This window comes from Paenibacillus sp. G34, assembly GCF_056856875.1.
This window is the reverse complement of the sequence record NZ_CM166469.1, coordinates 993,970-1,017,760: the sequence shown is the minus strand read 5'-3', so window position 1 is coordinate 1,017,760 and position 23,791 is coordinate 993,970. Positions and strand designations below refer to the sequence as shown.

The 23,791-nt window shown below is 44.7% G+C and carries 19 protein-coding genes; 9 read left to right on the top strand and 10 right to left on the bottom strand.

The annotated features are described in order from the left end of the window. Positions 1-56: 56 nt before the first annotated feature. The gene (locus tag AC1VYS_RS04540; RefSeq protein WP_482913187.1) at positions 57-2,225 is read right to left on the bottom strand and encodes a penicillin-binding transpeptidase domain-containing protein; all 2,169 of its coding nucleotides are present in this window, start codon (positions 2,223-2,225) and stop codon (positions 57-59) included. Between the two features lie 175 nt (positions 2,226-2,400). Here AC1VYS_RS04540 and AC1VYS_RS04535 point away from each other — a divergent pair, with 175 nt between their 5' ends. The 5 genes from AC1VYS_RS04535 (at position 2,401) to AC1VYS_RS04515 (ending at position 9,209) form a co-directional block, all read left to right on the top strand. After that, entirely contained in the window at positions 2,401-2,805 is a 405-nt protein-coding gene (locus AC1VYS_RS04535; RefSeq protein WP_441929648.1) for a CBS domain-containing protein, read from the top strand. Between the two features lie 210 nt (positions 2,806-3,015). Further along, on the top strand, positions 3,016-5,292 hold the full coding sequence (locus AC1VYS_RS04530) for a glycosyltransferase (protein ID WP_482913186.1): 2,277 nt from the start codon (positions 3,016-3,018) through the stop codon (positions 5,290-5,292). A gap of 18 nt (positions 5,293-5,310) precedes the next feature. Next, a complete protein-coding gene (locus AC1VYS_RS04525; RefSeq protein WP_482913185.1) occupies positions 5,311-6,495 on the top strand; it encodes a hypothetical protein in 1,185 nt (394 codons plus the stop codon). Between the two features lie 39 nt (positions 6,496-6,534). Beyond that, the gene (locus AC1VYS_RS04520) at positions 6,535-7,956 is read left to right on the top strand and encodes an MBOAT family O-acyltransferase (protein WP_482913184.1); all 1,422 of its coding nucleotides are present in this window, start codon (positions 6,535-6,537) and stop codon (positions 7,954-7,956) included. A gap of 14 nt (positions 7,957-7,970) precedes the next feature. After that, entirely contained in the window at positions 7,971-9,209 is a 1,239-nt protein-coding gene (locus AC1VYS_RS04515; protein ID WP_482913183.1) for an alginate O-acetyltransferase AlgX-related protein, read from the top strand. Between the two features lie 75 nt (positions 9,210-9,284). Here the strand turns inward: AC1VYS_RS04515 and AC1VYS_RS04510 are convergent, their stop codons facing one another. The 5 genes from AC1VYS_RS04510 to AC1VYS_RS04490 all read right to left on the bottom strand — a co-directional run bounded on the left by AC1VYS_RS04510 (position 9,285) and on the right by AC1VYS_RS04490 (position 13,187). Further along, entirely contained in the window at positions 9,285-9,734 is a 450-nt protein-coding gene (locus AC1VYS_RS04510; RefSeq protein WP_482913182.1) for a hypothetical protein, read from the bottom strand. Positions 9,735-9,874: 140 nt separating this feature from the next. Continuing rightward, positions 9,875-10,942 carry a hypothetical protein gene (locus AC1VYS_RS04505; RefSeq protein ID WP_482913181.1) on the bottom strand — a complete coding sequence of 356 codons (1,068 nt, stop codon included), beginning with the start codon at positions 10,940-10,942 and terminating at the stop codon, positions 9,875-9,877. Continuing rightward, positions 10,939-11,802, bottom strand: coding sequence for an ABC transporter ATP-binding protein (locus tag AC1VYS_RS04500; RefSeq protein ID WP_482934534.1), 864 nt, complete (start codon positions 11,800-11,802; stop codon positions 10,939-10,941). Before AC1VYS_RS04500 ends, AC1VYS_RS04505 begins: the two co-directional genes overlap by 4 nt. Next, positions 11,795-12,640: a hypothetical protein gene (locus AC1VYS_RS04495; RefSeq protein ID WP_482913179.1), complete on the bottom strand. Its 846-nt coding sequence runs from the start codon at positions 12,638-12,640 to the stop codon at positions 11,795-11,797. The genes AC1VYS_RS04500 and AC1VYS_RS04495 overlap by 8 nt, the downstream gene beginning before the upstream one ends. After that, positions 12,621-13,187, bottom strand: coding sequence for an RNA polymerase sigma factor (locus tag AC1VYS_RS04490; RefSeq protein WP_482913178.1), 567 nt, complete (start codon positions 13,185-13,187; stop codon positions 12,621-12,623). The genes AC1VYS_RS04495 and AC1VYS_RS04490 overlap by 20 nt, the downstream gene beginning before the upstream one ends. 173 nt (positions 13,188-13,360) lie before the next feature. On the opposite strand from AC1VYS_RS04490, the gene AC1VYS_RS04485 reads away from it, so the two are divergent. Continuing rightward, positions 13,361-13,915: a hypothetical protein gene (locus AC1VYS_RS04485; RefSeq protein WP_482934473.1), complete on the top strand. Its 555-nt coding sequence runs from the start codon at positions 13,361-13,363 to the stop codon at positions 13,913-13,915. 191 nt (positions 13,916-14,106) lie between these two features. Beyond that, positions 14,107-16,344, top strand: a complete 2,238-nt coding sequence (locus AC1VYS_RS04480; protein WP_482913176.1) for an S-layer homology domain-containing protein — start codon at positions 14,107-14,109, stop codon at positions 16,342-16,344. 476 nt (positions 16,345-16,820) lie between these two features. Here the strand turns inward: AC1VYS_RS04480 and AC1VYS_RS04475 are convergent, their stop codons facing one another. The 3 genes from AC1VYS_RS04475 to AC1VYS_RS04465 all read right to left on the bottom strand — a co-directional run bounded on the left by AC1VYS_RS04475 (position 16,821) and on the right by AC1VYS_RS04465 (position 18,691). Continuing rightward, positions 16,821-17,366: a cysteine hydrolase family protein gene (locus AC1VYS_RS04475; RefSeq protein WP_482913174.1), complete on the bottom strand. Its 546-nt coding sequence runs from the start codon at positions 17,364-17,366 to the stop codon at positions 16,821-16,823. A gap of 35 nt (positions 17,367-17,401) precedes the next feature. Further along, the gene (locus AC1VYS_RS04470) at positions 17,402-17,794 is read right to left on the bottom strand and encodes an iron chaperone (protein WP_482913173.1); all 393 of its coding nucleotides are present in this window, start codon (positions 17,792-17,794) and stop codon (positions 17,402-17,404) included. A gap of 237 nt (positions 17,795-18,031) precedes the next feature. Then, a complete protein-coding gene (locus tag AC1VYS_RS04465; protein ID WP_482914906.1) occupies positions 18,032-18,691 on the bottom strand; it encodes a M48 family metallopeptidase in 660 nt (219 codons plus the stop codon). Positions 18,692-18,855: 164 nt separating this feature from the next. Here AC1VYS_RS04465 and AC1VYS_RS04460 point away from each other — a divergent pair, with 164 nt between their 5' ends. Next, positions 18,856-19,614, top strand: coding sequence for a GNAT family N-acetyltransferase (locus AC1VYS_RS04460; protein WP_482913172.1), 759 nt, complete (start codon positions 18,856-18,858; stop codon positions 19,612-19,614). Positions 19,615-20,100: 486 nt separating this feature from the next. Beyond that, the gene (locus AC1VYS_RS04455; protein WP_482913171.1) at positions 20,101-22,623 is read left to right on the top strand and encodes a transglutaminase domain-containing protein; all 2,523 of its coding nucleotides are present in this window, start codon (positions 20,101-20,103) and stop codon (positions 22,621-22,623) included. Between the two features lie 190 nt (positions 22,624-22,813). On the opposite strand, the gene AC1VYS_RS04450 is transcribed toward AC1VYS_RS04455, so the two are convergent. Continuing rightward, positions 22,814-23,716 (bottom strand): SDR family oxidoreductase, encoded by a 903-nt coding sequence (locus AC1VYS_RS04450; RefSeq protein ID WP_441929579.1) that lies wholly within the window; start codon positions 23,714-23,716, stop codon positions 22,814-22,816. Positions 23,717-23,791 lie beyond the last annotated feature (75 nt).

Here is a 23,791-nt window from a genome sequence, read left to right as displayed (position 1 = left end):
TTTTTGGGTTTGGTCTTTTCATTCAATCTGATCCGAAAGGCACCACTGGATTACGATTATTGCTCAAGCTCTAACTTCTCCAAAAACGGCTTCAGACGATCCACCACATAGTGGCTACCACCGCGGCCGTTCACCTCTTCGATCACGGCTGCCAACAAGAACGACGGTGACTCGGTGTCAAACGTAACGAAAAATCCGTTCTCCTGGCCTTGCTCGCCTTTCTTCGCTTTCAATTCCGCGGTTCCCGTTTTGCCTGCAAGACCGCCAGCAATAGAGCTGAGTGTATGTGCCGTCCCGCCTTGGCGAGATACGACCTGTTTGAGCGCGTATTTAACGGTATTTGCTACATCCGGTGTGATAATCACCTCAGGATTGGAGGTCTCTTTTCCAACAATCAATACAGGGTTCACTAGCTTGCCTTCATTCACAAACGGCGTAAAGGCAGCAGCCAGATGAATGGGTGACATCAACATCTCCCCCTGACCATATGACGTGTCGGCCAGCAGCACCTCGGAAGTCAGGTCCCTGTGTGCTTCGTTCGCATACTGGCTTGGCTTCAAATACAGTTCATCCAGTCCGAAATTGTTCCCGAACCCGAACTTCTGAATTCCCTCGATAAACTTGGCACTGCCCATCTCCGTTGCTTCCATCGCAAAATAAATATTGTCCGAGTACACCAGGGCATCAACCATATTTACAGGGCTCAAGCTCTTCACCCGTTTAACGTAGTATCCACCCCAACTCTCGTTCTTCCTCCATTGCAAACCAGAAATATCATGTGTTTTGTCTGCTGTTGTGATGTTCTCCATGAGACCTGCCGCTGCAGTAACCGCTTTGAAGGTAGATCCTGGAGCATATCGTGTCGTTACTCGATTGATAAAAGGGAGCTTTTCGTTTGCCGAATAAGCATCCCACTCGGCCTGCGTCAGACCTGTAACCATTTTATTCGGATTGTAGGAAGGCGAACTCGCCAGAGCAAGCAGGTTCCCATCCTTCGGATTCATCAGCACCATTGCCCCGGCGTCACCACCGCCAGCGAGCGTCTGATATAACCTTTGCTGCTGTGCGGAACTGATGGTTAGTTGCACATCCTTGCCATCCACTGCATCCTTACGAATCAATTCGGAGCGAGTGTTGCCGGCTTCATCTGTAATCTCAATCAGACCACCACGCTCACCGCGCAGTTGCTTCTCCATGGACTGCTCCAATCCCGCTTTGCCGATCCAATCTTCCGCACGGTAATACCCTTCGGTATCTTTATCCAAGTCTTCCTTGGTAGCCTTGCGTACATATCCGATCAGATGTGCTGCTGCCTCACCAAGCGGATAATATCGAATTTCCTTGCTTTGCAGGGCAACTCCGCGCAGAGAATCCGGTACATCGAACTCCTCCGTGGAACCGATCGGCACAAAAAATTCCGGTTTTACCCATGTCTGACCAAGTGTCTTCTGAATGGCTTCTACGGACACCTTGTAATGATCTGCGATGCGAGTAATCATCTGATCCGGGTTCTCTCCGAGCTTCTCGGGCACGATGCCCCACTCGTTCATTGTGCCTTGGGTTGCCAGTGGCAACCCGTCACGATCTACAATATCGCCTCGATTCGGGAACAGCGTTTTGACACGAACTTTGCTCCCTTTCACCATATCATTAAGAATCAGGGATGGCTGCCAGTTAATCTGCCAGATTTTGCTTCCGTCCTCAAGCTCCTGTCGAACCAGCTTTAACGTATGTGTCTCGCTGACTTCACCCAGAAACGTTGCCAGATTCAAGTTATAATCGACCTCGTACAGGTCTGGATTACTTACAGCCTGTTTTGACTTATCTTGCGTCTCGCCATCATCTGTCGTTGTTTTTGATTCAACCTGCGTCTCGCTTCCACTTGCGGTCCCTGAGGTTTGAGCGTCAGCACCAGTGTCAGAGCCAGCAGCCTTTTCTGGCTTCAGTTCAGCCTTAATGGTAGAAATCTGCATTCCTGAGTAAATGGCGTTGTATTTCTCGACAAACTGTTCCTTGGTCATGCCTGCCTCGGCCAACGAAGCAGGTGACATCAACGAATACATCTGGTCGAACTCTTTCTTTTGCAGATGCTCTATGTACTGATTTACCGTCGTCTGGGGTTTCGGTTCCTCTGGTTTGCTATTCTGCATATAAAGATACATTCCGATGCCACCTGCAAATAGAATCGGCAAAAGTCCATATAATAATTTACGTTTCGATTTCATGTCACATCACCTCTACTCTATACTATAAATTTCCTGTGCAGATTAAACAATGTAACAAATCTGATGAATTTGTCATTAAAAATAGCCTTAAGCTCACATAATATGTTTAAATAAGAATAGTGAATTACATACTAGAGCTTTTTTGCGATGCAAAAGGCTGAAAAGGAGCCCGATGATGGAAATCAGCTATTTTTTACTCCCAAAAGCCGAAGTGGCCTATATCGAGTCTACCGCTTCCATGAAAGATGCTATTGAGCAGTTGGAATCGCACCACTACACCGCCATTCCCGTAATTGATCCGGATGGAAAATATGTTGCTACTCTGTCCGAAGGTGATCTGTTATGGAAAATGCGCAATACGCCCGGATTGACATTTGATAATATGGATCAAGTGCAGGTCAATGAGATTAGTAATCGCATCTATAACGAATGTGTTTACATCGAAGCAGAGATGGAGGATATGCTGACACTTGCGGCAGACCAAAACTTTGTACCTGTAGTGGATATAGATCGTGTCTTTCTCGGAATTATTCGTCGTAAAGATATCATTGAATACTACACCCGCAACATATCGGATTAGAATTAAACTGAAGAAACCGATCAGTCTCATGCTGAAGCTGTTGTCTGCATGAGATACTACGAAGAAGACGAGCCCATGGGTTCGTCTTTTTTGGCATCGTGTCCTGAATATCATGTTCAGAATTCGTTCAGAACGCTATTGTAGTATGGACATATCTTTAAGCTAAAACCCTGTTAATTCTTTAAACATGAATAAAGAGAGGTATGTTCCTTGAATCGTTTAAGCACACGCAAGAAAATACTGGTTACTGCAACGGTGATTATGTCTTGTATATACGTTATATGGCGTACATTTTTTACGATCCCTTTCGGCCATGGCCCACTCGCTGTAACCGCTGGCCTTGCCCTCCTGATTGTTGAACTTATCGGCATGTTCGAACTGGCTGTGCATTTTTATAATATGACCCGGCTTGAATATCCCGAACTGCCCGTCGTTGATGAGTCACTGTATCCTGATGTCGATGTCTTTATTGCTACGTATAATGAACCTGCATCCTTGCTTTTCAAAACGATTAACGGCTGCCTCAACATGGATTATCCGGATCGCTCCAAAGTACATATCTACCTGTGTGACGACTCCAATCGTCCCGAGATGAGAGAGCTGGCTAATCATATGGGGATTAACTATCTGACCCGGACAGAGCATATTCACGCCAAAGCTGGAAACTTGAACAACGCCATGAAACATACTGCCTCCCCTCTAATCGCCACCTTTGATGCCGATATGATTCCGAAGCATGATTTTCTGACGTCCTGTGTGCCTTATTTTCTGACAGGAGAAAAAATTGGCTTCGTTCAAACTCCACAAAGCTTCTATAATCCCGATCAGTTTCAATATAATCTGTATTCCGAAGCTCGAATTCCGAATGAACAGGACTACTTCTATCGCGATGTGCAGGTCGGACGGAACAAATCCAACTCCGTCATCTACGGCGGAACCAATACAGTTCTGTCGAGGCAGGCACTCGAAGATGTGGGCGGTTTCTATACCGGCTCCATTACTGAGGATTTTGCCACTGGCATTGAAATGCAGAGCAAAGGGTATCGCTGTTTTGCCACCAATAAAGTACTTGCCTCGGGACTTGCTCCCGGTGATCTGAAAAGCCTGATCAAGCAACGCCAGCGCTGGGCACGTGGTTGTATCCAGACCGGCAGAAAAATGAATATTCTGTTCAAACGAGGACTTACGTTTGCCCAAAGACTGAATTATATCTCTTCTATAACCTATTGGTATTCCGGTCTTAAACGAGTGCTGTATATCATGTCACCGATTCTGTTTGCCGTCTTCGGTGTGCTCGTAGTGAAATGTACCATTCTAGAGATTCTGGTCTTCTGGCTGCCGATGTATCTGTTAACCAATACGTGTCTGCGCATGTTGTCAGGTAATATTCGAACTACGAAATGGACGAATGTATACGAAACCATTCTTTTTCCATCACTGCTACCTGCGGTCATTCTGGAAACACTTGGAATCACCATGAATAAATTTGCGGTGACTCGTAAAGACGGTGCTCATAACGACCGTAGCTACCAGCTCAAACAGATCATTCCGCATCTGATTCTTGCTGTGTTGTCGGTCATAGGTATTGTGAATTGTATTCACTGGACATTTAGTCAGGGTACCATTGGATTTCTCGTTGTTCTATACTGGCTGTTGATTAATTTCTACAACATTATGATGTCGATCTTTTTCCTCAGCGGACGTAAAGTGTTCCGTAACTATGAGCGTATTCTGGCTACAGTCGATTGTACGCTAGCTACAGAAGGCGAAACCCTATCATGTGTTACTCACGATATTTCAGAAGGCGGGATCGCTATTGTGTTCGATACCCCTAGATACATTCCGAGCGAAGCCGAATTTGCTGTACGGTTGGTGACCGACCATTACTCAAGTGAGTTTACAGCTAAAGTAACACATGTGACTTCATTCGGTAATCAGTGGAAATATGCGTTTAAAGTGCACGAGATTACAGAACAGGATCAGCGGCAGTTGTTACATATTGTGTATGACCGCGAACCTACGCTTCCACAGAAGCTGGATAAAGATATTAGTACATTCGAGGACATCCGTCTGAATTTTGTAAAACGCGGACAAGTGGGCCTCATGTCCAACCGCAAGCTGGCACGCATTCCGCTGAACCATGAACTGGACACACCTGAATATGGAACCGTTACGCTGATGGACTTTAACTATGAATTTTTGCTTGTAAACATATCACGGCAGGAAATGGTCTATGAGCTTCGTTTGCCGCTTGCCGAGGGACTCGTTCTTGACTGTATATGGGTGAAGTCGATGCGAAGCAAACATGGCATTCTGTACCGGATCAGAAATATTCAGGACATTGCCCGAAATGGACAGATGCCTGAACTGGAAGCTCTTTTGAAACAATGGAATGTGGCGTATACCGAGGCAGACAAACCAAAACGCCCAGTACAGAATAAAAGCTTCATCTCGAGTGATGAACTCGACGAGATGGCCTATTTATAACATGGAGGCAAAGAACGCATGAGTACGAAATGGCAGCAATGGCTGCTTGTCGCAATCCTCACAGTTTTATCAAGCTTATACCTCACTGCTGCTGCTTCGGCTCAGCCGGATCAGATGCAGTGGAGCGAGAGTTCTACAAAGGTATGGAATAATGGAGCCAAAGTGCAGTCCAAGCTGAATCGTAACGGTAGCTTACAGATCAACACTTCGACACAGGGGCTACAAAAAGGCTATTACTCCGCCTATGTATATGAGCTGCAAAACAGGGATTGGTCGGACTATAGCGAGTTAAGATTCTCGATTCGCAGTGATTCAGATCAGACGCTCCCGCTAAACGTTGTCATTACACGAACGGATCAATCGGCACTGACGGTGGCGGATCAACGCAATGTCATCCTCGTTCCCAAAGCAACCAAAGAGCCGAAGCTGGTTCATCCGGTAGATGGGTTAATAAGGCTGGGGCCCGGGTTTGAGGGGGAGATTCGTGTTCCCTTTTCCAGCCTTATGGTACGAAATCATGCAACTACGGTCGGCCGTGTCACACCGGGGAAAATGCTGAGCTGGGGCATCACGATGACCACGACGGAAAACGCAAAGCTGAATTACCGCGTTGGAAATATCAAACTGGTTCCTAGGAAAGAAGCTGTTGCAGAAAACCAATTATCTTCTGTAACGATCAAAGGTGATGAGCGAGTCGTGAAACCGGTGGCCGGTGAATCGGTTGCAACGTATACCGTTAGTGGCCTGCAGGCGACAGCATCGAAAGCTTTGGAAAAGCCAGAAGTAGAAGTGAACTTCCAGCTTGCTCATCCTGTACAGGGCGTAAGCATCACATCGGATGGCCTACTGACCGTTGGAACGGACGCCGCAAAAGCCGAGGTGGTGACTATTCGTGCGCTGGTGGACCAGCAGTGGAATCTCGATTATACCGTCAAGCTTGATCGTTCCACGGCGATGCAGATGAAGGAAGCGGATGGAACACCGCGTTTCATCCCCTCCCCAGGCCAGGTTTCCAAAGTGCTGGAACCTTCCACCGTATGGTTACGACCATGGATGGAATGGATGATCCGTATCGGTCTTCTTCTGATTGGACTCGCGGTGGTTATTCCATATTGGCTGTGGCGCAAACTTCAGCACGGCGCACAAGCGGGGAAGCAACGATCGATGAATCATCGCAGGTCCAAGCGGATATTTAAAATGTAGCTTTTATTTCATCATTAACATCATCTAGGAGGAAAGGCAGTGCTCTTTTCCAGTGTAGTCTTTTTATTTTATTTCTTGCCTCTTGTACTGGGGCTGTATTATATATTGCGGTTTTCTGTGACGCTGAAAAATATGTTGTTGCTTGTGGCAAGCCTGTTCTTCTACGCATGGGGTGAACCCCGTTTTGTGCTGGTTATGCTGGTCTCCATCGCACTGAATTACGTTTTCGCACTGCTCGTGGACAAGTACCGGGATCGGCGCAGTGCCGCTTATACCGTTATCACCATGATGCTCGTTGCCAATCTGGGTATGCTGTTTGTTTATAAATACCTGGCGTTTGCCCTGCGCATTGTCAATGAAAGCACTGGCTTTGGCCTCAGCATTCCGCATATTGCGTTGCCGCTCGGCATTTCCTTTTTCACCTTCCATGCGATCTCCTACGTCATTGATGTGTACCGCGGACATGGCAGTGTGCAGAAAAATCCATTTTATGTAGCCCTCTATATTTCCTTCTTCCCGCAGCTTGTTGCCGGGCCCATTCTGCGTTACAACATGATTGCAGATCAGATGATACATCGGAAAGAAAGCTGGGACAAGTTCGCAGTCGGCTGCTGCCGTTTCATCGTGGGATTGAGTAAAAAAGTACTGTTATCCAACAGCATGGCGATCGTGGCCGATCATGCATTCAGCATGGGTGGAACGGGTGATATGGCTTCAAGCCTGGCTTGGCTGGGAGCGATCGCTTATACATTGCAGATTTATTTCGACTTCTCGGGTTATTCCGATATGGCGATTGGACTCGCGCTTATGTTTGGATTCAAGTTTGAAGAAAACTTCCGGTATCCGTATATCTCACGCTCCATCACCGAATTTTGGCGCCGCTGGCACATCTCGCTGGGCACCTGGTTCAAGGAATATGTCTACTTCCCGCTGGGAGGATCACGCGTTAGCAATAAAGATAAAATGATCCGCAATCTGCTGGTTGTCTGGGGACTGACGGGCATCTGGCACGGGGCGGAATGGACATTTGTCATCTGGGGTCTAATCAACTTCGCGTTCATTGCACTGGAGAAAATTTTCAACCTTGATAAGAGCACACGGTATGCTCCGCTCCGACATGTCTATGCCATGTTTGTTGTGGTCATTGGATGGGTGATTTTCCGTTCACCGGACTTGTTACAGGCTGGCAACTACCTTGGCAATATGTTCGGACTGTATGGCAACGGGTTCTGGAGTGATACGACCTGGATGTTCATGAAAGAATATGCCCTTTTCTTCATTCTCGGCATTCTGTTCTCTACACCACTTGCCTTACGGATGAACAAATGGATGGTGGATGGTGTACGCTTCGGTAAACCGCTTGAACTGCTTTACCCAGTGACCATTATTGCTCTGTTCCTTGTGTGTGTATCCTACTTGGTCAAAGGAACATACAACCCGTTCATATATTTTAATTTCTGAGAGAAGGATTTCATATGCATAATTTTTTTGCCAAAAAGAGAATGACCGCCTTTCTCTTCATCCTTGTGCTCGCCACGTTATCGATCTTGAATATGATTCATTCTTTCGGGCCCTTGAAAAAAACACTGGCGTCAGCAGACTACCGTTTCTCCAATGCCAAAGGCATCATCAACGAACTGGATGCCGACATCAATGAGCATGTTTTTGAGAAGTTCGGGTTCGTCGAAGCCTATGGATACTTGCAGTCACTCATGTGGAAGAACGAAGAGAACAACTTCGAGGTGGTCAAAGATACGGAGGGTAAGCTTCACTATACGTATTTCGCCACGGGGCCAACGGATACGACAGAGCTTTCTGACCGGGTTGCAGAGCTAGGGGCACAATTGGGGGCAAAAACCAAACTTACCTATGTCATGACACCTGACAAATATGTACGTGGCTATACAACATTTCCGGAAGGCATACCTTATAACTACAATAACGAAACGGCCGATGGTTTTCTGGATCATCTGAAGCAGAGCGGAATCGATACGCTGGATCTGCGCGAAGGATTATTGGAGAGTGGCATACCGGCGAAGGATTTGTTTTTCACAACCGATCATCACTGGAAAATCAAAACGGCCTTCTGGGCCTTCGGCCAGCTGGTTCATCATTTGGACGGGCTGTACAATAAGCCGCTTGATCCCGAGCATTATTTTACAGACGTAAGCAACTATAATGTAATCCCTTATAAGGATTTCTTTATCGGCTCACAGGGCCGCAAAACCGGGAAATATTATGCGGGAGATGATGATTTTGATCTCATATATCCCAAATTCAAAACCAACTATTCTTTTTATTTTAAGACAGGTGAGACGGAAGCTACCTTGAATGGTCGCTTTGAGGATGCGTTGCTAACAACATATCCCCTGAATGTAAAGGGTGCTGCGTATGACCTGACAGCAGACAAATACTTTACGTATCTGTACGGCAATCAGGGAATCATACATGTGACGAATAAAGACAATCCCAACGGACTCAAGGTTATGTTTATCAAAGATTCGCTGGCCGTGCCTATGATTTCTTTTCTCTCGACGGTTGTCTCCGATGTGTATCTGATTGACCCACGGTATTATACGGGAGACATTATAAATTTTGCGAAAAAGACCGATTTGGATCATGTCTTTGTATCGATCTCTCCTCAAGACCTCGTCGATGAGTTTTTCCCTTACGGAAAGAACGACGTGAACGGTCAATACACCAGATCTAAGTAAAATATCGTTCATTGAGTTATAACATATAAAAGGGTACTACCTCGGCATTCATAGCCCGGGAGCACCCTTTTACTGTTACAGCGTCGTCACTTCTGCCAATTCAAAATACCACTCCAGGAAGGCATTGAAATCCGCCCATTGCGGCTTGCTCTCTCCGTTCAGGAAACGTTCAATCGACTCGCCGAGTTCAACCAGAACAACTTCACCAGTCTGGCGATTATAGAAAAAACCACCTTCCCCTTCAAAGCTGTCCAGCGGAATGTAAGCCTCAGGCAATCCAAGTGTAAGTTGAGAAATGTGCATATCCTGTAGATATACTGTATTCTCGATCACCCAACAGATCTGATATAGCTCCTGATGCCTGCTATAAAATGTCGGTCCATCCTCGGCATACAAGTAGAATTGTGCAAAATCCGAGCTCAAATCGATATCCAGCTTACGCAGTGCTTCCTCGTATTCAGGCGGTACATCTTCATGCCACCAGCCTTTCACGCGGCAATGTTCAATGACTTTGGTGGATAACATCACAAACCCCCTCATCCATGGTATACGTCGTTTAATATTTCATTCTAATTCCAACGTTTCTCTATTTAGAGATTAGCATGATTCTAGAGGGCTGCACAAATAAAGCGAATAACACTTATGCCCGGGGGACATCAGAGTTTTTAAGAGAATACTTCACGCCGGCGGAAGCTGCGATAGGTAAATACAACAACGCCAATCGTAAGTATGCTTATCACCGCCATGTATAACGTAAAATAAGACAGATTCATTCCTAAAATCGAATAATGAATATCGTATTGAAAAAGTCTTGTCACCCTGATCATCGTGCTTAATTGGAAATTTTCCAGCCATCTCATCCATCCTGAATTTAGATGTAACACATCATACGCCAGGTAAGGCAGGCCTACAATTGCAGCACTCACCGATACAGCAATAAACGGCGTGGAACTGAGAACAGATACCAGTAATACAATGCATCCAAAAACAAGACTGCCTGCCGTATGAGTCAAAAACTGAACTACATAGTATTGAAGTGCTGTAAATCGATACGGTGAGAACTCGTAATTAAACGTGTCAAAATACATCGCTACACTCTGAATTGGCGTATCCGCGCCAGCCAGATTGCCAAACCGTAACCAATACACTTGCAAATTCACACCGGTAAACACTACGACACACACTACAACGTAGATCATAGAAGCTAATAATTTTGCAGTTACAAGTTTGCTTTTGCCCCGTTTGCTGCTGCGTAACAAGGAAGCTGTCCCCAGTGCATATTCGTTCGCAAATACTGGAGCCAGACCGAGCAGAATAAAGATAATCATAAATACAGTACCGAACTGATCGATATATTCCAGTGCATAGGCCCAAGGTTTATTGTAGTGAACTTCGGTTACGTCTACGGTTCGTGTTCGAACCTGACCATTCTCATCATAACGTGTATAGTTATTTTTCGTTTCGTGCGAGAAATTAGTAATGTCATAAAAAACACCATTCGGGTAAACATATTCATTGTTTAATCCTACAATCTGCATATGGTCTCTGGCCATGTTTGCTTTTTCTTCTGTTATAGGGCCCTCATATGGCCTGTAATCCTTGGAACCATCCGATAAACCAGCATGTTGGAGAAACGAATAAGCGACGAGAAAAACAAGGAAGACGGCAAAGGTTATAGCGATGCTCTTACGCATCATGATTTTAATTAGTTCAAAACGGATTAACCGAATCATGATTCAGCCTCCTCTCCAAAAAAGTGCATGTATACATCTTCGAGTCTGGGTGATTCAGGCACAGCTTCCGGGATCGGCTTTTCTTTGGACAAAATCCGGGCGGTTATACCTTCTGGTGAATAGGAGAGACTGCTTACTTTGAATCTGGCATTCAGTTCTGTAAGTTGTGATTCCAATATGCGTGCTTTCCATACCCTATCTTGCATACTCGTCATAATTGCTTTTGGTGTATCATGCAGGATCAGCTTGCCTTCATTCATTAAAAGCAACCTTTTACATGAAAACTCCAAATCCGAAATGATGTGCGTAGACAACAAGACAAGACGCTCCCTTCCGAGCTCGCCGATCATATTCCGGAATCGAATCCGCTCTTTCGGATCAAGACCGACTGTAGGTTCATCCAAAATGAGAATCTGTGGATCGTTCAGCAAGGCTTGAGCAATGCCCAATCGCTGTTTCATGCCTCCAGAGAATGTACCGATTTTATCATTTGCCTTGTTCTCCAAGCCAACCAGAGCTAACACTTCTCGCACACGAACTTTGGCCTGACTCCCGCTCAATCCTTTCAAGGAGCACATATACATTAGAAATTTAGACGCACTAAACCGGTTGTAAAATCCCAAACGTTGCGGCATATATCCAATCATATTTCGATAATGCTCCCCCATATGTTGAATAGACTTTCCATCCAGTCTAATCTGTCCCGATGTAGGCTTGGAGATATCTACGAGCATTCGCAGCAAGGTTGTTTTTCCGGCTCCATTCGGTCCAAGCAAACCGTAGACTCCTTCATTGGACAACTCGAGCGAAAACGACTCCACTACCCATTTGTCTTTATATTTTTTGGACACGTTATCCATGGTCAGTATCAAAGGAATACCCTCTTTCTGTCTGTGATGTATATTTTCTCACCAGCTGATAGGTTTGACGGACCAACACTCCTCCCCCAATGAGAGAGATAACGGCTAGCAATGAGGGTTGAACGGTCTCAATGAATATATGGACTTCCTTAAGACCAAGCACAAACTGTACTAAAGCAAACCAGAAAATCAAGAAAATGCTGACTGCTGTTCCACTTCTGACACGCATCGCAAGCCACAAACTTGCCCCTGCGGAGATAAGCAATTGTGTATACAGAAGCCCGGCAGACTTCCATGTCAACAATTCTCCTGTTCCGTCAGATACCAATAACATTAATAAAAATACAAATACGATATTGCCGGAGAGTACAACGATCAATCGTGCGAGCATTAGTTGTTGTGCGGTGATTTTACAAGTCAGTTCTATCTCCATCAGTCCCAAATCCCGGCCTTTGAACACCTCGAGCAATCCGAGGACAAAAGGGATGGGTACCAAGAAAAGCACACTCAAGGTTGGATCCATCGAATGTTGACGCCCTAACCAGAACCCAAGCAGCAGAAGTACTGCACATGCTATCCAGTAGAATTTATGAAAGATGCTTATTTCACCTCTGATCACCTGCAGCAATTCCTTGGTTAAGCTGCCAGAACCCCATCTCTGTTGAGAACTTTCGGGTTCAGGCATATATGCACTCAGCTCAAGAATGGTTCTGTTGATCTCTGCTTCCGAGGGAAATTCGACTGGATACTGATTCAAATGAGAGGCCATTTCACTATACTCATCTATCTCGAACTCCGTTTTGGAGTGAGTCTTATTTTTATCGTTCGTGTGTTTCATGCCAATCACCCCCTGTGATAATCTGCTTCAGTTTCGAAATTCCTAAACGTATTCGTGACTTCGCCGTTGATTCACTGGTTCCCGTCACTTCTGCAACCTCTCGAATTTTCAATCCATTGTAATAGTTTAAAATAACGGCATCCCGTTGCTGCTCTGGCAAACTTAGCACGGCTTGTCTGACTTGATCGTTCTGGTTTCGCTTCTGAAAAATGTCCCAGACGTTCTGATGTTCACTGGAAGGGAACGTCTCTTCCGTTAGTTCCGTCTCTCTCTGCTGCCGCTTATATTCCCGTCCGCGGAAATAGTCCAGACAATGGTTCACTGCAATTTTTAACAGCCAATGCTCGAACTTTCCTGTGCTCTGATACATTTTCAGAGACTTCATCATTTTGATAAAAACCTCTTGGGTCAGATCATATGCCGTGTGGTATTCTCCTATTTTTCGATAGATATATGCGAATACCGATTTATAGTGGCGTTTAACCAACACCTCCATTGCTGCCCGACTGCCTTTATGAATCTCATAGATCAGCTCTTCATCTGTCAACGTTCCCTCACCCCCTCAATCTAAATAACGATACCCGGACAAGAAAAGATCAAAAATATATTATGTATCAACTGATGGTGAAACTTTCCTTCTGCACCACCGTCTAAATAAAGGAATACCCCTCAAAGGAGATGACTATGCGAATAAGCTGCAGCCCCGGTTTTCCCGGAAGTATGATCGGTTCTATTGATCTGAGACCAACGGAGGTCAACCCGAGAAGTCAAATTACAGCGCATGTTGATCCGGAACTTATTGCGATCCCTTATATAACTGATCCCGACTTCGGATCACACTTTGATGTAATGAAGATGATGAATGGTACATATAAGGAAGAGTTTCACAAGAGTTATGACGTGGAGTTTACCATCGATGTAGATAAAAAAGGTTATATCACACAGTTCGAGCATACCTTTCAGTTAGAGCGTTACTTGGACTTAATCCGCACGCAGTCGTACCGGGTCATTCAGACGAATTGGCGCGGGCAGGCCTTCCATGTGATGACTTACAGTTATATGGAAGAGGTTATTAACCCGAACAATGTTATTTTCCGCTGTACGAATGCAGAGGATGTCTTCGTTGTCGCTGAGCTGGCTCCTTTTCGTACAGGTGGGATTGTAGAGCAACCGGGCAGTCTGTATCTTCACTTTCGTGCGCTAATCTCGGCTCGGGATGACCTGTACCCCATTGATTATATGCTCCAACCGGATTTCGATCTGAATCTGGACTGAGCCAATTGGATATGAAAGTTATAAAAGAAGAACATACGTTATCCTGTGTCTAAGGGTAGCCTATGTTCTTTTTTTCGCGCCTTTCTAAATTTCACCTTAAGCAAAATCACCAAAACAGACGATACATATATATAAAGTTACATTTGCATTTGTTTCTGGTGCGCGAAGATGAGAGGAGTTTTACAAAAATCATGACGGGTATAAAAATGAAAATCAGCTCGCTGCTTGCTCTGCCACTCGCTGGCCTGTTATTGCTTCTGGGCGGAACGCAAACCGCTCATGCAGAACAGATCGATAGCTTGCTTCCCGAGCGTAGTCAACAAGAAATCGACCAGAAGTGGAATGAGTGGATGAGGGTTGATCAAACGCTCCCTATGTTTACCGAAACACCTTCCACCGTTTTCCCTTATTCCGCTGGCTCACTTAATGAGAGATATCTGGAGCAAGGCTTGAATGCTGCCAATTTCTATCGGTATATTGCCGGTATGTCCGGCGATCTTGTACTCGACCCGGCATTGAATATGCAAGCTCAGCATGGGGCTGTTGTTGTCTCCACCGGTGGGCAGCTTAGCCATTCCCCTGAACAACCGGCAGATATGCCAAAGGATTTTTATGATAAAGGCTACATCTCTGCTTCCTCATCTAACCTGCATGTCACCAGCAATGACAAATTCAATGTACTGGTTGGAAGCATCAAGGGCTACATGAATGACTCGCATGCATCCAATATTGATCGGCTAGGGCATCGCCGCTGGATATTAAGCCCGAAGCTGCAGCGAATTGGATTCGGACTGGCTTCCCACCAAGAGGAAGAGCAAACTCGTTATTACAGCAGCATGCAAGTTTTTGACCAAAGCAGAACTCAGGTTATACCTTATAACTACAGCCTGTTTCCCAATCAAGGTGCCTTCCCGATCGAAGCCTTCGGTGCCCTGCAGGCCTGGTCCGTTCAATTAAATAATGACGTGTTCGCAAAACCTGAATTGGAAAAGGTTCACGTCGAAATGATCCGAACCTCTGATCAGCGGAAATGGACGTTTAACCAGCAAGAGAACACGGAATTCCCTTTCCCTTTCGAATACTACAATGTAGACCCCTCAAACAAACGCTGGTTTGAGCAGGCCTATTTTAATGTCGAGACATCCAATTTCGGCGATAATAGCGCTATTATTTTTCGTCCTGACGATGTGCAGTTGTTGAAAAACGGTGATACCTTCCAAGTACATATTACAGGTCTGCAAAAGAAAGACGGTTCTCCCGCTGAAATCTCCTATACGACACGTTTCTTCCATGTAGACGGCGGGCAGGATCCGACTTTAACCAAGATTACACCTGTAAAATCAAATCTAACTTTGCGAGTAGGAGACACTGTAGACACCCCCTCCGTAACAGCGATTCTCGGGGATGGAACGTTATACTCTCCATTTTCCAACCTGACCTACACAACATCTTCGGATAAGATCGTGATCCGGAATGGCAAAATTGTCGGAACAAAGGTCGGTAAAACCGATTTGCGAATCCGTTTTGCCGGGAAAGAAGCGGTTGTCACGGTCATAGTTAAAAAAATGCTCCATTACACAGATATTCAGACTCACTGGGCTAAAGATGATATTCTGTGGGCTATTCAGCAAAATATGGTTACCGGGTATGAAAACGACACCTTCAGGCCCAATGCTCAGGTGAGCGAAGCCGAGTTTCTTTCCATGCTGTTTAATATGTATGCCAACTCCAAATACCTGCGGTATATGGATAAGACCGATGCTCCGGGTGCGAACTGGAGTGATCGTTACTATACCTATGCATCTAGACTCAATCTTCCTCTAGAGGCCAGCATTCGAAACCCTAAGCTACGCAATCATGCGCTGAATAGAACAGAGGTTGCTATTATTGTCGCCAGTCTTGGCGGCCGAAACTATGTTAAAGATGAAGATGCCATTCAATATTTGCTGAATATGGGCTACTCCTCCGGCAAAACATCAGCTACAGTCGAAGGTTATGCTGGCAAGGAATTATTCACCCGGGCAGAAGCCGTTGTGTTTCTGAGGAATTTAGAGGGCAAAGGATTCGAACCTTGGGGCAGACCCGAACAAGTCACTGAAGTAGAGCATAGTGAGAAGAAGGGTAACCTCCCGGATGGTACTGTTCAGGCCGAGTATACTGTTGATCACACCTTGACTTTGCGAGGTACGTTTAAAGCCTATGCCGGTCACACCATTCCGATTGATATCAACGGTCCTTCACCAGAAATACTGCTTATTCAGTCCGAAAACGTAACTCTGGATGCAGACGGAAGCTTCAAACTGACGATCAAGGTAAACGAACAAAATACCAAACACCTCAATCTTTACTTGAATGTAAAAAAAGATTACTCCTACTTTATTCGTGTAGAGGAAGGAAAAATGGCCATTAACGAATACACAGAGAGTTAAATGCGTCAGGAACAAGAAATGTTAGACTCTGGTGACAACTAAAACAGCACCTCACGAAACTAGCCAAGGCATAGTAATCAATTGCCCTGCTTGTACTTCGGGAGGTGCTTTTCATAGAACCAGCAACCACATCTACTTTTAAACAGAACTTTACCATCTGGTACGAAGGATTCATTTTATTAAAACCAACTAACTAATACATCCTCCCTTGGTTGCTCCAATCGACAGCTTATTGCCTGAGCACATCCGTACTGAAACTGTTTCTGTGGATACAAACGGCCGTTTTAGCCTGACAGTTCGCAATCTCGGCGTGTCTGATCTGAACATCTACCTGCAGGTGAGTCCATACTATATGTATCTGATTCCTGCGGCCAATAACTCTAATATCACCTACTTTTTTGAATAGAAGCTCTCTTGCAAGAGGTAAGGACAGTAAAATATCCGGATGATCATTCATCCGGATTTTGTTGTAAATCCTATTTTTCAATACCTTGGGTATAGATATCCCTGAACTCATCTGTATATAGAACCTCTATACATCCTGACCAATTGAGAATTGAACCAATAAAATCAGGTATATCCAGCCCCTTCATTTCGTACGTTTCTTCTGTATTCACCGTTCCTGCTGCATCTTCAATCAGCGTCACTTGGAATCCCTCGTGTTCAGCAGTAATTGCAGTAAACAGACAACAATATTCCATGTTAAAGCCAACGATGAATACATGCTCTACCTGCTGATCGCATAACCAATTTTTCAATTCACTATTACTGAAGGCACTTGGTTTGTTCTTTTCCAGGACAAGATGCTGTTTGGTATCCACAACAATCTCCAGATTATCTACTTTCCTACAATAGAGTGAGGATTCTTCATTCTGTTCATCAATATGTTTGGTAAAAACAATGGGCCAATTCATCTGCTCAAACACGGCCATGACCGATTCAATCTTCTCCACGGTTGTCGACACATCTCTTAGATTGATTAGCCCCTGCTGAACATCAAGTACAATTAGACATTTATTCATCCGTATATTCCTTTCACCCATTACGAATTCCCAATCTATTCTTTTTTATTGCGTTTCTTCTCCAGAGCATTTCCCACGTTTTCTTGTACCCTAAATTCAACAATCTGGCGAATCAGTTCCTCTGGCAACGGCTCATCGAGTGGAAACTGCACGGAGCCCTTTGCTCCCTTAAACCTGGAGAGCTGTTCCTTGAATACAAGAATACCGCTGGGTGCAGGATAGAACCCGATATGTTTTGTGTACGCGGCAAAATGAACCAGATTCCCATGCTGCGCATATGTAGGCATTTTGTAACTAATCTTTTCTTCAGCGAGCGGAGCAGCTTCCCGAATGATCTGCCGTAACCTCTGTAATTTCAATTGCACATCCACGGGAAATGCAGCAATATATTCATTCACTAGCTCCGAATGCTGTATGTTTTGATCCATCTTGCCCTCCTTCCGCCACGCAGGTTAACGTCGTTCGCGGCGAGTAGTATCGGTTTTATTGTACTACATCAGATCATATTCTTCTGCTGAAGTTGAAAAGATTCTAACAAAAAAGACACTCGTCTGAGTGTCTGTATGCTGGTATAATTTAAATTGTACAGCCAATTTGTGGTGGGTATTGATCATCTCCTGAGAAAACAGCAACCTCAGCCTGTTTTGTTTCAAATTAATTGGACTCTACAACGTCATGGCCCTTCCATTACGCATCAGATAATCTTCTTTTTCCTTGTAATCTGGCATAATGCTACCTAACCGCCTCCAGAACGAGCGGTCATGATTCATATGATGAATATGGCACAGCTCATGGATAATGACGTAATCAATGACCTCTAGTGGTGCCATGGCAAGGCGGTAATTAAACGTCAGTTTTTTGTCCCAGCTACAGCTCCCCCATTTTGTAGGCGAGTCCACGATGTCGATCGACTTTGGCTTCACCTTCAGTTCCTGCTGATAACGTGTAATTCGCTGACCTATTATGCGTTTGCATTCGGCAAAATAAAACTTTTTCAGATTCGCACGCAGCTCCTCTTCCGTAAATCCCTCTACCGAAATTAAATCATGTAAGGCATAGGCTTTACCAAACAGCAGGAATGCTCCCTTGCCCTCCTTCTCGTATTCCTTGGCCTGGGGACCGTCCAGCACCTGCTTCATTCGGGCAGATTTTTGTATAATCTCAGTTCCATACTGCATAATCAGTTGCCGAATTACTTCCTCACTTGTGCCATTTGGTGCCTTAACCGTGACCATGTAGGGCAAATCCATAGTGACGGACGCCTTTTTTCGTTTGCCTAATTCGATATGACATGTAATCATTTGTCCCTGAATCTCGATGTTAATCATGTTTGGTGTACTCCGTTCCCGTAAATTAAGCTCTTTGTTGATTATACCATTCAGATGAATAACATCCGAAAAATCCATATTGAATATTTATACATCTTTATGTAATATTATTTAATCAAATCATTATATCGTCTATATCCTATGTTAGGAGGATAAGCCACATGTATGCAACAGAAAATAAATTTCGTCTAATTGAAGAATTAACGCTCAACCACTGGCAACCTTTATCAACCTCACTGTATGACGGCTGGGTGCTACGTTTTGCCAAAGGATACTCGAAACGTGCCAACTCTGTTCAACCGATTTACGCTTCTACTCTGGATGTGCATGAAAAGATTGAGGTTTGTGAAAATATCTACACGTCTAACCAGTTACATACCATTTTTAAAATTACACCGTTCATTCAGCCAAGCGAATTGGATCAGCTTCTGCAGGATAAAGGTTATATCGTTGTGGATCGAACCCTTATACAACTTCGAGATCTTAAGGATCTGAAAGTTCCTGAACATCTGGAAGTGCACATTGAAGAACAGTTAACGGACAGATGGTTAAGTCATTTTTGCCGTTTGAATGGGGCCAACGAAGAATCCAGAGCAACCATGACACAGATGTTATTCAATGTCCGTGCAATAACGGGATTCATCACACTGTCTATTGACGGTTGTATAGTGGCTTGTGGGCTTGGTGTGGTTGAACGTGGATTCATTGGACTCCATGACATCATTACAGATCCGACCTATCGCAATCGCGGACTGGCGGAACAGATGATTCTGCACCTGCTGCATTGGGGAAAAAGCCATGGTGCTGTTTCAAGTTATCTGCAAGTCGTCGAGGGCAACGCACCCGCAAGACGACTTTATGCAAAATTGGGTTACACCGATGCCTATTCGTATTGGTACAGGGTTAAAAATTATACATAGTAAAGCTTCATCACGCGGTTAATTGCTGCTATAACAATCAGGCCTCCCTTATCATACTAAGGAAAGCCTGTTTTTACGTATTCCTTTTTACGTATTCCTTTTTACTTATCGCTTTTGATTTATTGCTTTTTAGTTATTGGTTATTGGTTATAACACTCAGCTAGGTTCCTATTGTTGCCAACACACATATACTTTATTGCCTTAAGCAATCATGTAAGGTGAGTCCTCCAAGGTTATTCTCTATTCTTGATTATATCCACTACGATTGAACCATTCTATCATCGTTTTTATATAAAAATGACGTGCCACTATACCTATGAATAGGTCTACAAACTCTCTATTTACGCCTTGACAATAGTCCAATATGACCATAAACTAGCAAAGTATTAGGGAAATAATAGGAGGTTTACGCGGTAAGAGGATTGAAAATGAGTTTTACCCAGAAAAAGTAGAAAGCGGTGTACCATGAAACGACTATTTTTGATAATGTTTGCACTTACTTTGCTACTGGCTGGATGCCAGAGTAATGATCAGGAAAGCAGCACACCCGATAACAAGTCAAATGAACCCAAACAAGGCTCCAGCATTTTAAGCTTGAAAGAAAAGTATGGCACAGCCTCGGAAAAAGCAATTATGCCTATGTATAATGTAGCGCAGGATGAAGAATTTACGTTTAAGTTCAAAGGTGATATGAGTAAAATAGATTATTATTCCAATGATATCATTTCAGTACATACCGATATTAAAGGCCTTAAAGCCAGTAGAGTACGTTGGTTGGTAGATTACAAGGATAATAGTGTTTCCGTAAGGCCAATGGGCTGGGGTGTTCTGAGTTCCGATTCCATGCGAACCAAGGGCCAAAGTAGCTGGGGTGGTGCTCCAATCTACTACATTCGTCTGAACTATGATCCGGATGCAGAGAATCCCACTTTGCTTGATGAACCCATCATTATACCTTTCACGGTAAAGTCCGAACTCCCGGTACCTAAACTGAGATATGAGATTGACAAAGACAGACGATTCAAGCTGGTCTGGGATCAGGTTGATGGTGCAACCGGGTACAAAATATATAAGCGATTAGATTTTAAAGGTAACATTTTTGATAATACGAATCTACCTCTCGCAGGGGCAGAGAGTGCTTATGATGACGCTATTCCTTTGTTTGTCACGACAACAACCGAAACAACCTTTAATGACTTTATGAAAGATGGGCGTGGCGGACTCGGAACTCATCGTGAAATTACATCACATCAAAATCTTGGACTTAAAGGTGAATACTACGTCACCGCAATCGGGAACGGCAAAGAATCTAACTTTAGTAACGGAGTAGCTACGGCCCCGCTTGCAATGCAATTACCCTCTACCATGAAAGAGCAGCTCTATCTTAACAAATTGAAAAACGTCAACGAACTGCCTCAGAAAATAACAGTAGAGTATAATGACGGCTCCTTGGCACGTGAAACGATTGTCTATGATGCGGCTAATGTAGAGATTTCAGAGTTTAATGAAACTAATATCCCTTTCCACGTCAAGGGATCGGCACTTAAAAGCTACGTCCGCGTAGAGAACGTTACTCAGGAAGATCTGGATCAATTGACACAGCAACGTGTGGCCGATTCCAGTAACGGATTCGTAGAGCCTAAAAATAATACACCTTATGTACCTGCACCGGATGTACCAACCATTATTAACAACAATGACACACCACCAGTGGTAGAAGAAAAATCGGACTCAGCCTCTGCAGCAGAGAACAATGATACTACCAGCGGCGAAGCTACCGATCAAACGGCGAGTGAATCTGCGGGCGATCCTTCGGAAGAGACATCTGCTCCTGAAACAGATACAGATACAAATACAAATACAAATACAAATACAAATACAAGTGCAGGTGCAGGTGCAGAAGCAGATCCAGAATCTGAGCAAAACCTTATAGATGAGCAGAAATCTAATACCGAGCAAAATGTGGAACAAGGCAATGAGGAGATCGTGCCCGAGCCGGCTACAGGTGATGAATTCATTAACGCAGATTCTGCGCTGGAAGAAGTTCTGGCTAAAAATATAATTGCCGCTCAGGACAGCATCTCACTGAAAGCTTTCCCTGAAGCACAAAATTTCACAACACTCTCGGATGTTGTCTTGAAAGTCATGTACCAGAATCCGCTGATTCTTGGGGTAGAAGGCTTCGAATATAACTACGGGACACTAACCCTTTCGATCTATTACAAAGAGTCGGCTGCAGACATTCAGAGAAAACAAAACGAAATTATCGCCAAAGCCAAAGAGGTTGTTTCCACTATTATTAAACAAGGCATGAGCGATGACGAGAAACGCAAAGCCATCTACGATTATTTGAACGACAATGCAAAATATGATGATGCTGCACTCGAAAATGCAGAGCAAAACAACTTTAAACACGTTGATGCACAATATAACGACTCATTTACCACCTATGGTATTCTCGTTAAAGGTGTGGGCGTATGCGCAAGTTATGCTTCTGTATACAAGCTGCTTTCGGATCTGTCCGGTTTGGAGAGTATCGTGGTTACGGGAGCCTCTAGCGGCGTACCTCATGCATGGAACAAGGTGAAAATCGGAGACGAGTGGTTAAACGTTGATGCAACCAATAATTTGACCAACTCCGGAATTCCTTATTTCTTGTACAACGCCAATGATGAGACAGCTGCAAGTCAGAAAACGATCGCGGATAAAGACTACTGGCTGGATTCTGAACTCGGGTTGTTTAAGGGCGAAAGTGACGCCAATGATTATTATGTACAGAACAAACTTGAAGTCGATTCAATTAACGATTATAAGAGCAAGGCCGAGGCACATCTGAAAAAAGGAGAGACATCGGTCATTCTTCGTTTTGCCAAACCGGTTGACTCGGACGAACTGATGACAGCAGCAGGCGAAGCATTGACTGCTGTAAATGAAGCCCTCCTGGATAATGCTCAGCTTGCCACACTAGGTAGCTATGTCATACTGGAAACCAAGCCAGAACAGAACTAATACGCTTCATTGCTTCATAAATATCATAATGTCTGGAGCATACCTCGCTCAGGACATGCATAAGGGACAAAGCAGCGGAATGACTGCTTTGTCCCTTTTTCTTGACAATAACAAGATAACGTAACCAGTTAAAAAGTTGATGAGGCTGCCAACAGCCTAGTCCCTATCCATAATCCCGTGAATGAATCGCTTATGGACTAACTGTACCACCATTGGCATTCAAGGTCTCTCCGCTCACATAGCTCGACTCCTGACTGGCCAGAAATACGTACGCCGGAGCCATCTCGACAGGCTGTCCTGCCCGGCCGAGCGGTGTATTGTTGCCGAATTCAGCCAGTTTCTCTACAGGCTGCCCACCAACAATCTGTAATGGTGTCCACACCGGCCCTGGCGCGACAACATTCACACGAATACCTTTGCTGCCGACTTGCTGGGCGAGCGCTTTACTAAAGGTATTAATGGATGCTTTTGTTGTTGCATAATCCAATAGAATCGGTGATGGCTTGTACGCCTGAATGGATGACGTGTTGATGATTGAGCCGCCTGCCTTCATATGTTTGACCGCTGCTTTGTTAAGCCAGAACATGGAATACACATTTGTTTTGAACGTAGCATCGAATTGTTCTGTCGTTAGATCTTCGATCTGCTCAACAAACTGCTGTTTTCCCGCCACATTAGCCAGAATATCGATGCCACCGAGTTCTTTGACTGCCGTTTCAATCAGTTGTTCACAGTATTTCTCATCCTTCAGATCGCCCGGAATGGCAATAGCTCTTCGGCCAGCTTCCTCGATCAATTGCACGACTTCCTTGGCGTCCGCTTCTTCCTCCGGCAGATAGGAGAGTACAACGTCCGCTCCTTCACGTGCGTAAGCAATGGCTGCCGCCCGGCCAATCCCGCTATCCGCACCGGTAACAACCGCTTTACGCCCGGTTAGACGGCCGCTACCTTTATACGTTTTTTCACCGCAATCCGGAACAGGAGTCATCTCACGCTGCAATCCCGGCTCATCCTGCTGTTGTTTCCACTCCGGAGTTGCCTTCGGATATTGTGTCGTTGGATCTTGAATCGAATGCTGATCTTGCGTAGCCATGTTTGGTTCCTCCTCGGTTCAAATGTATGTGTTGTGAATTTCATCTGTGTAAAGGTTCACTCTTTCCTTTGTAAC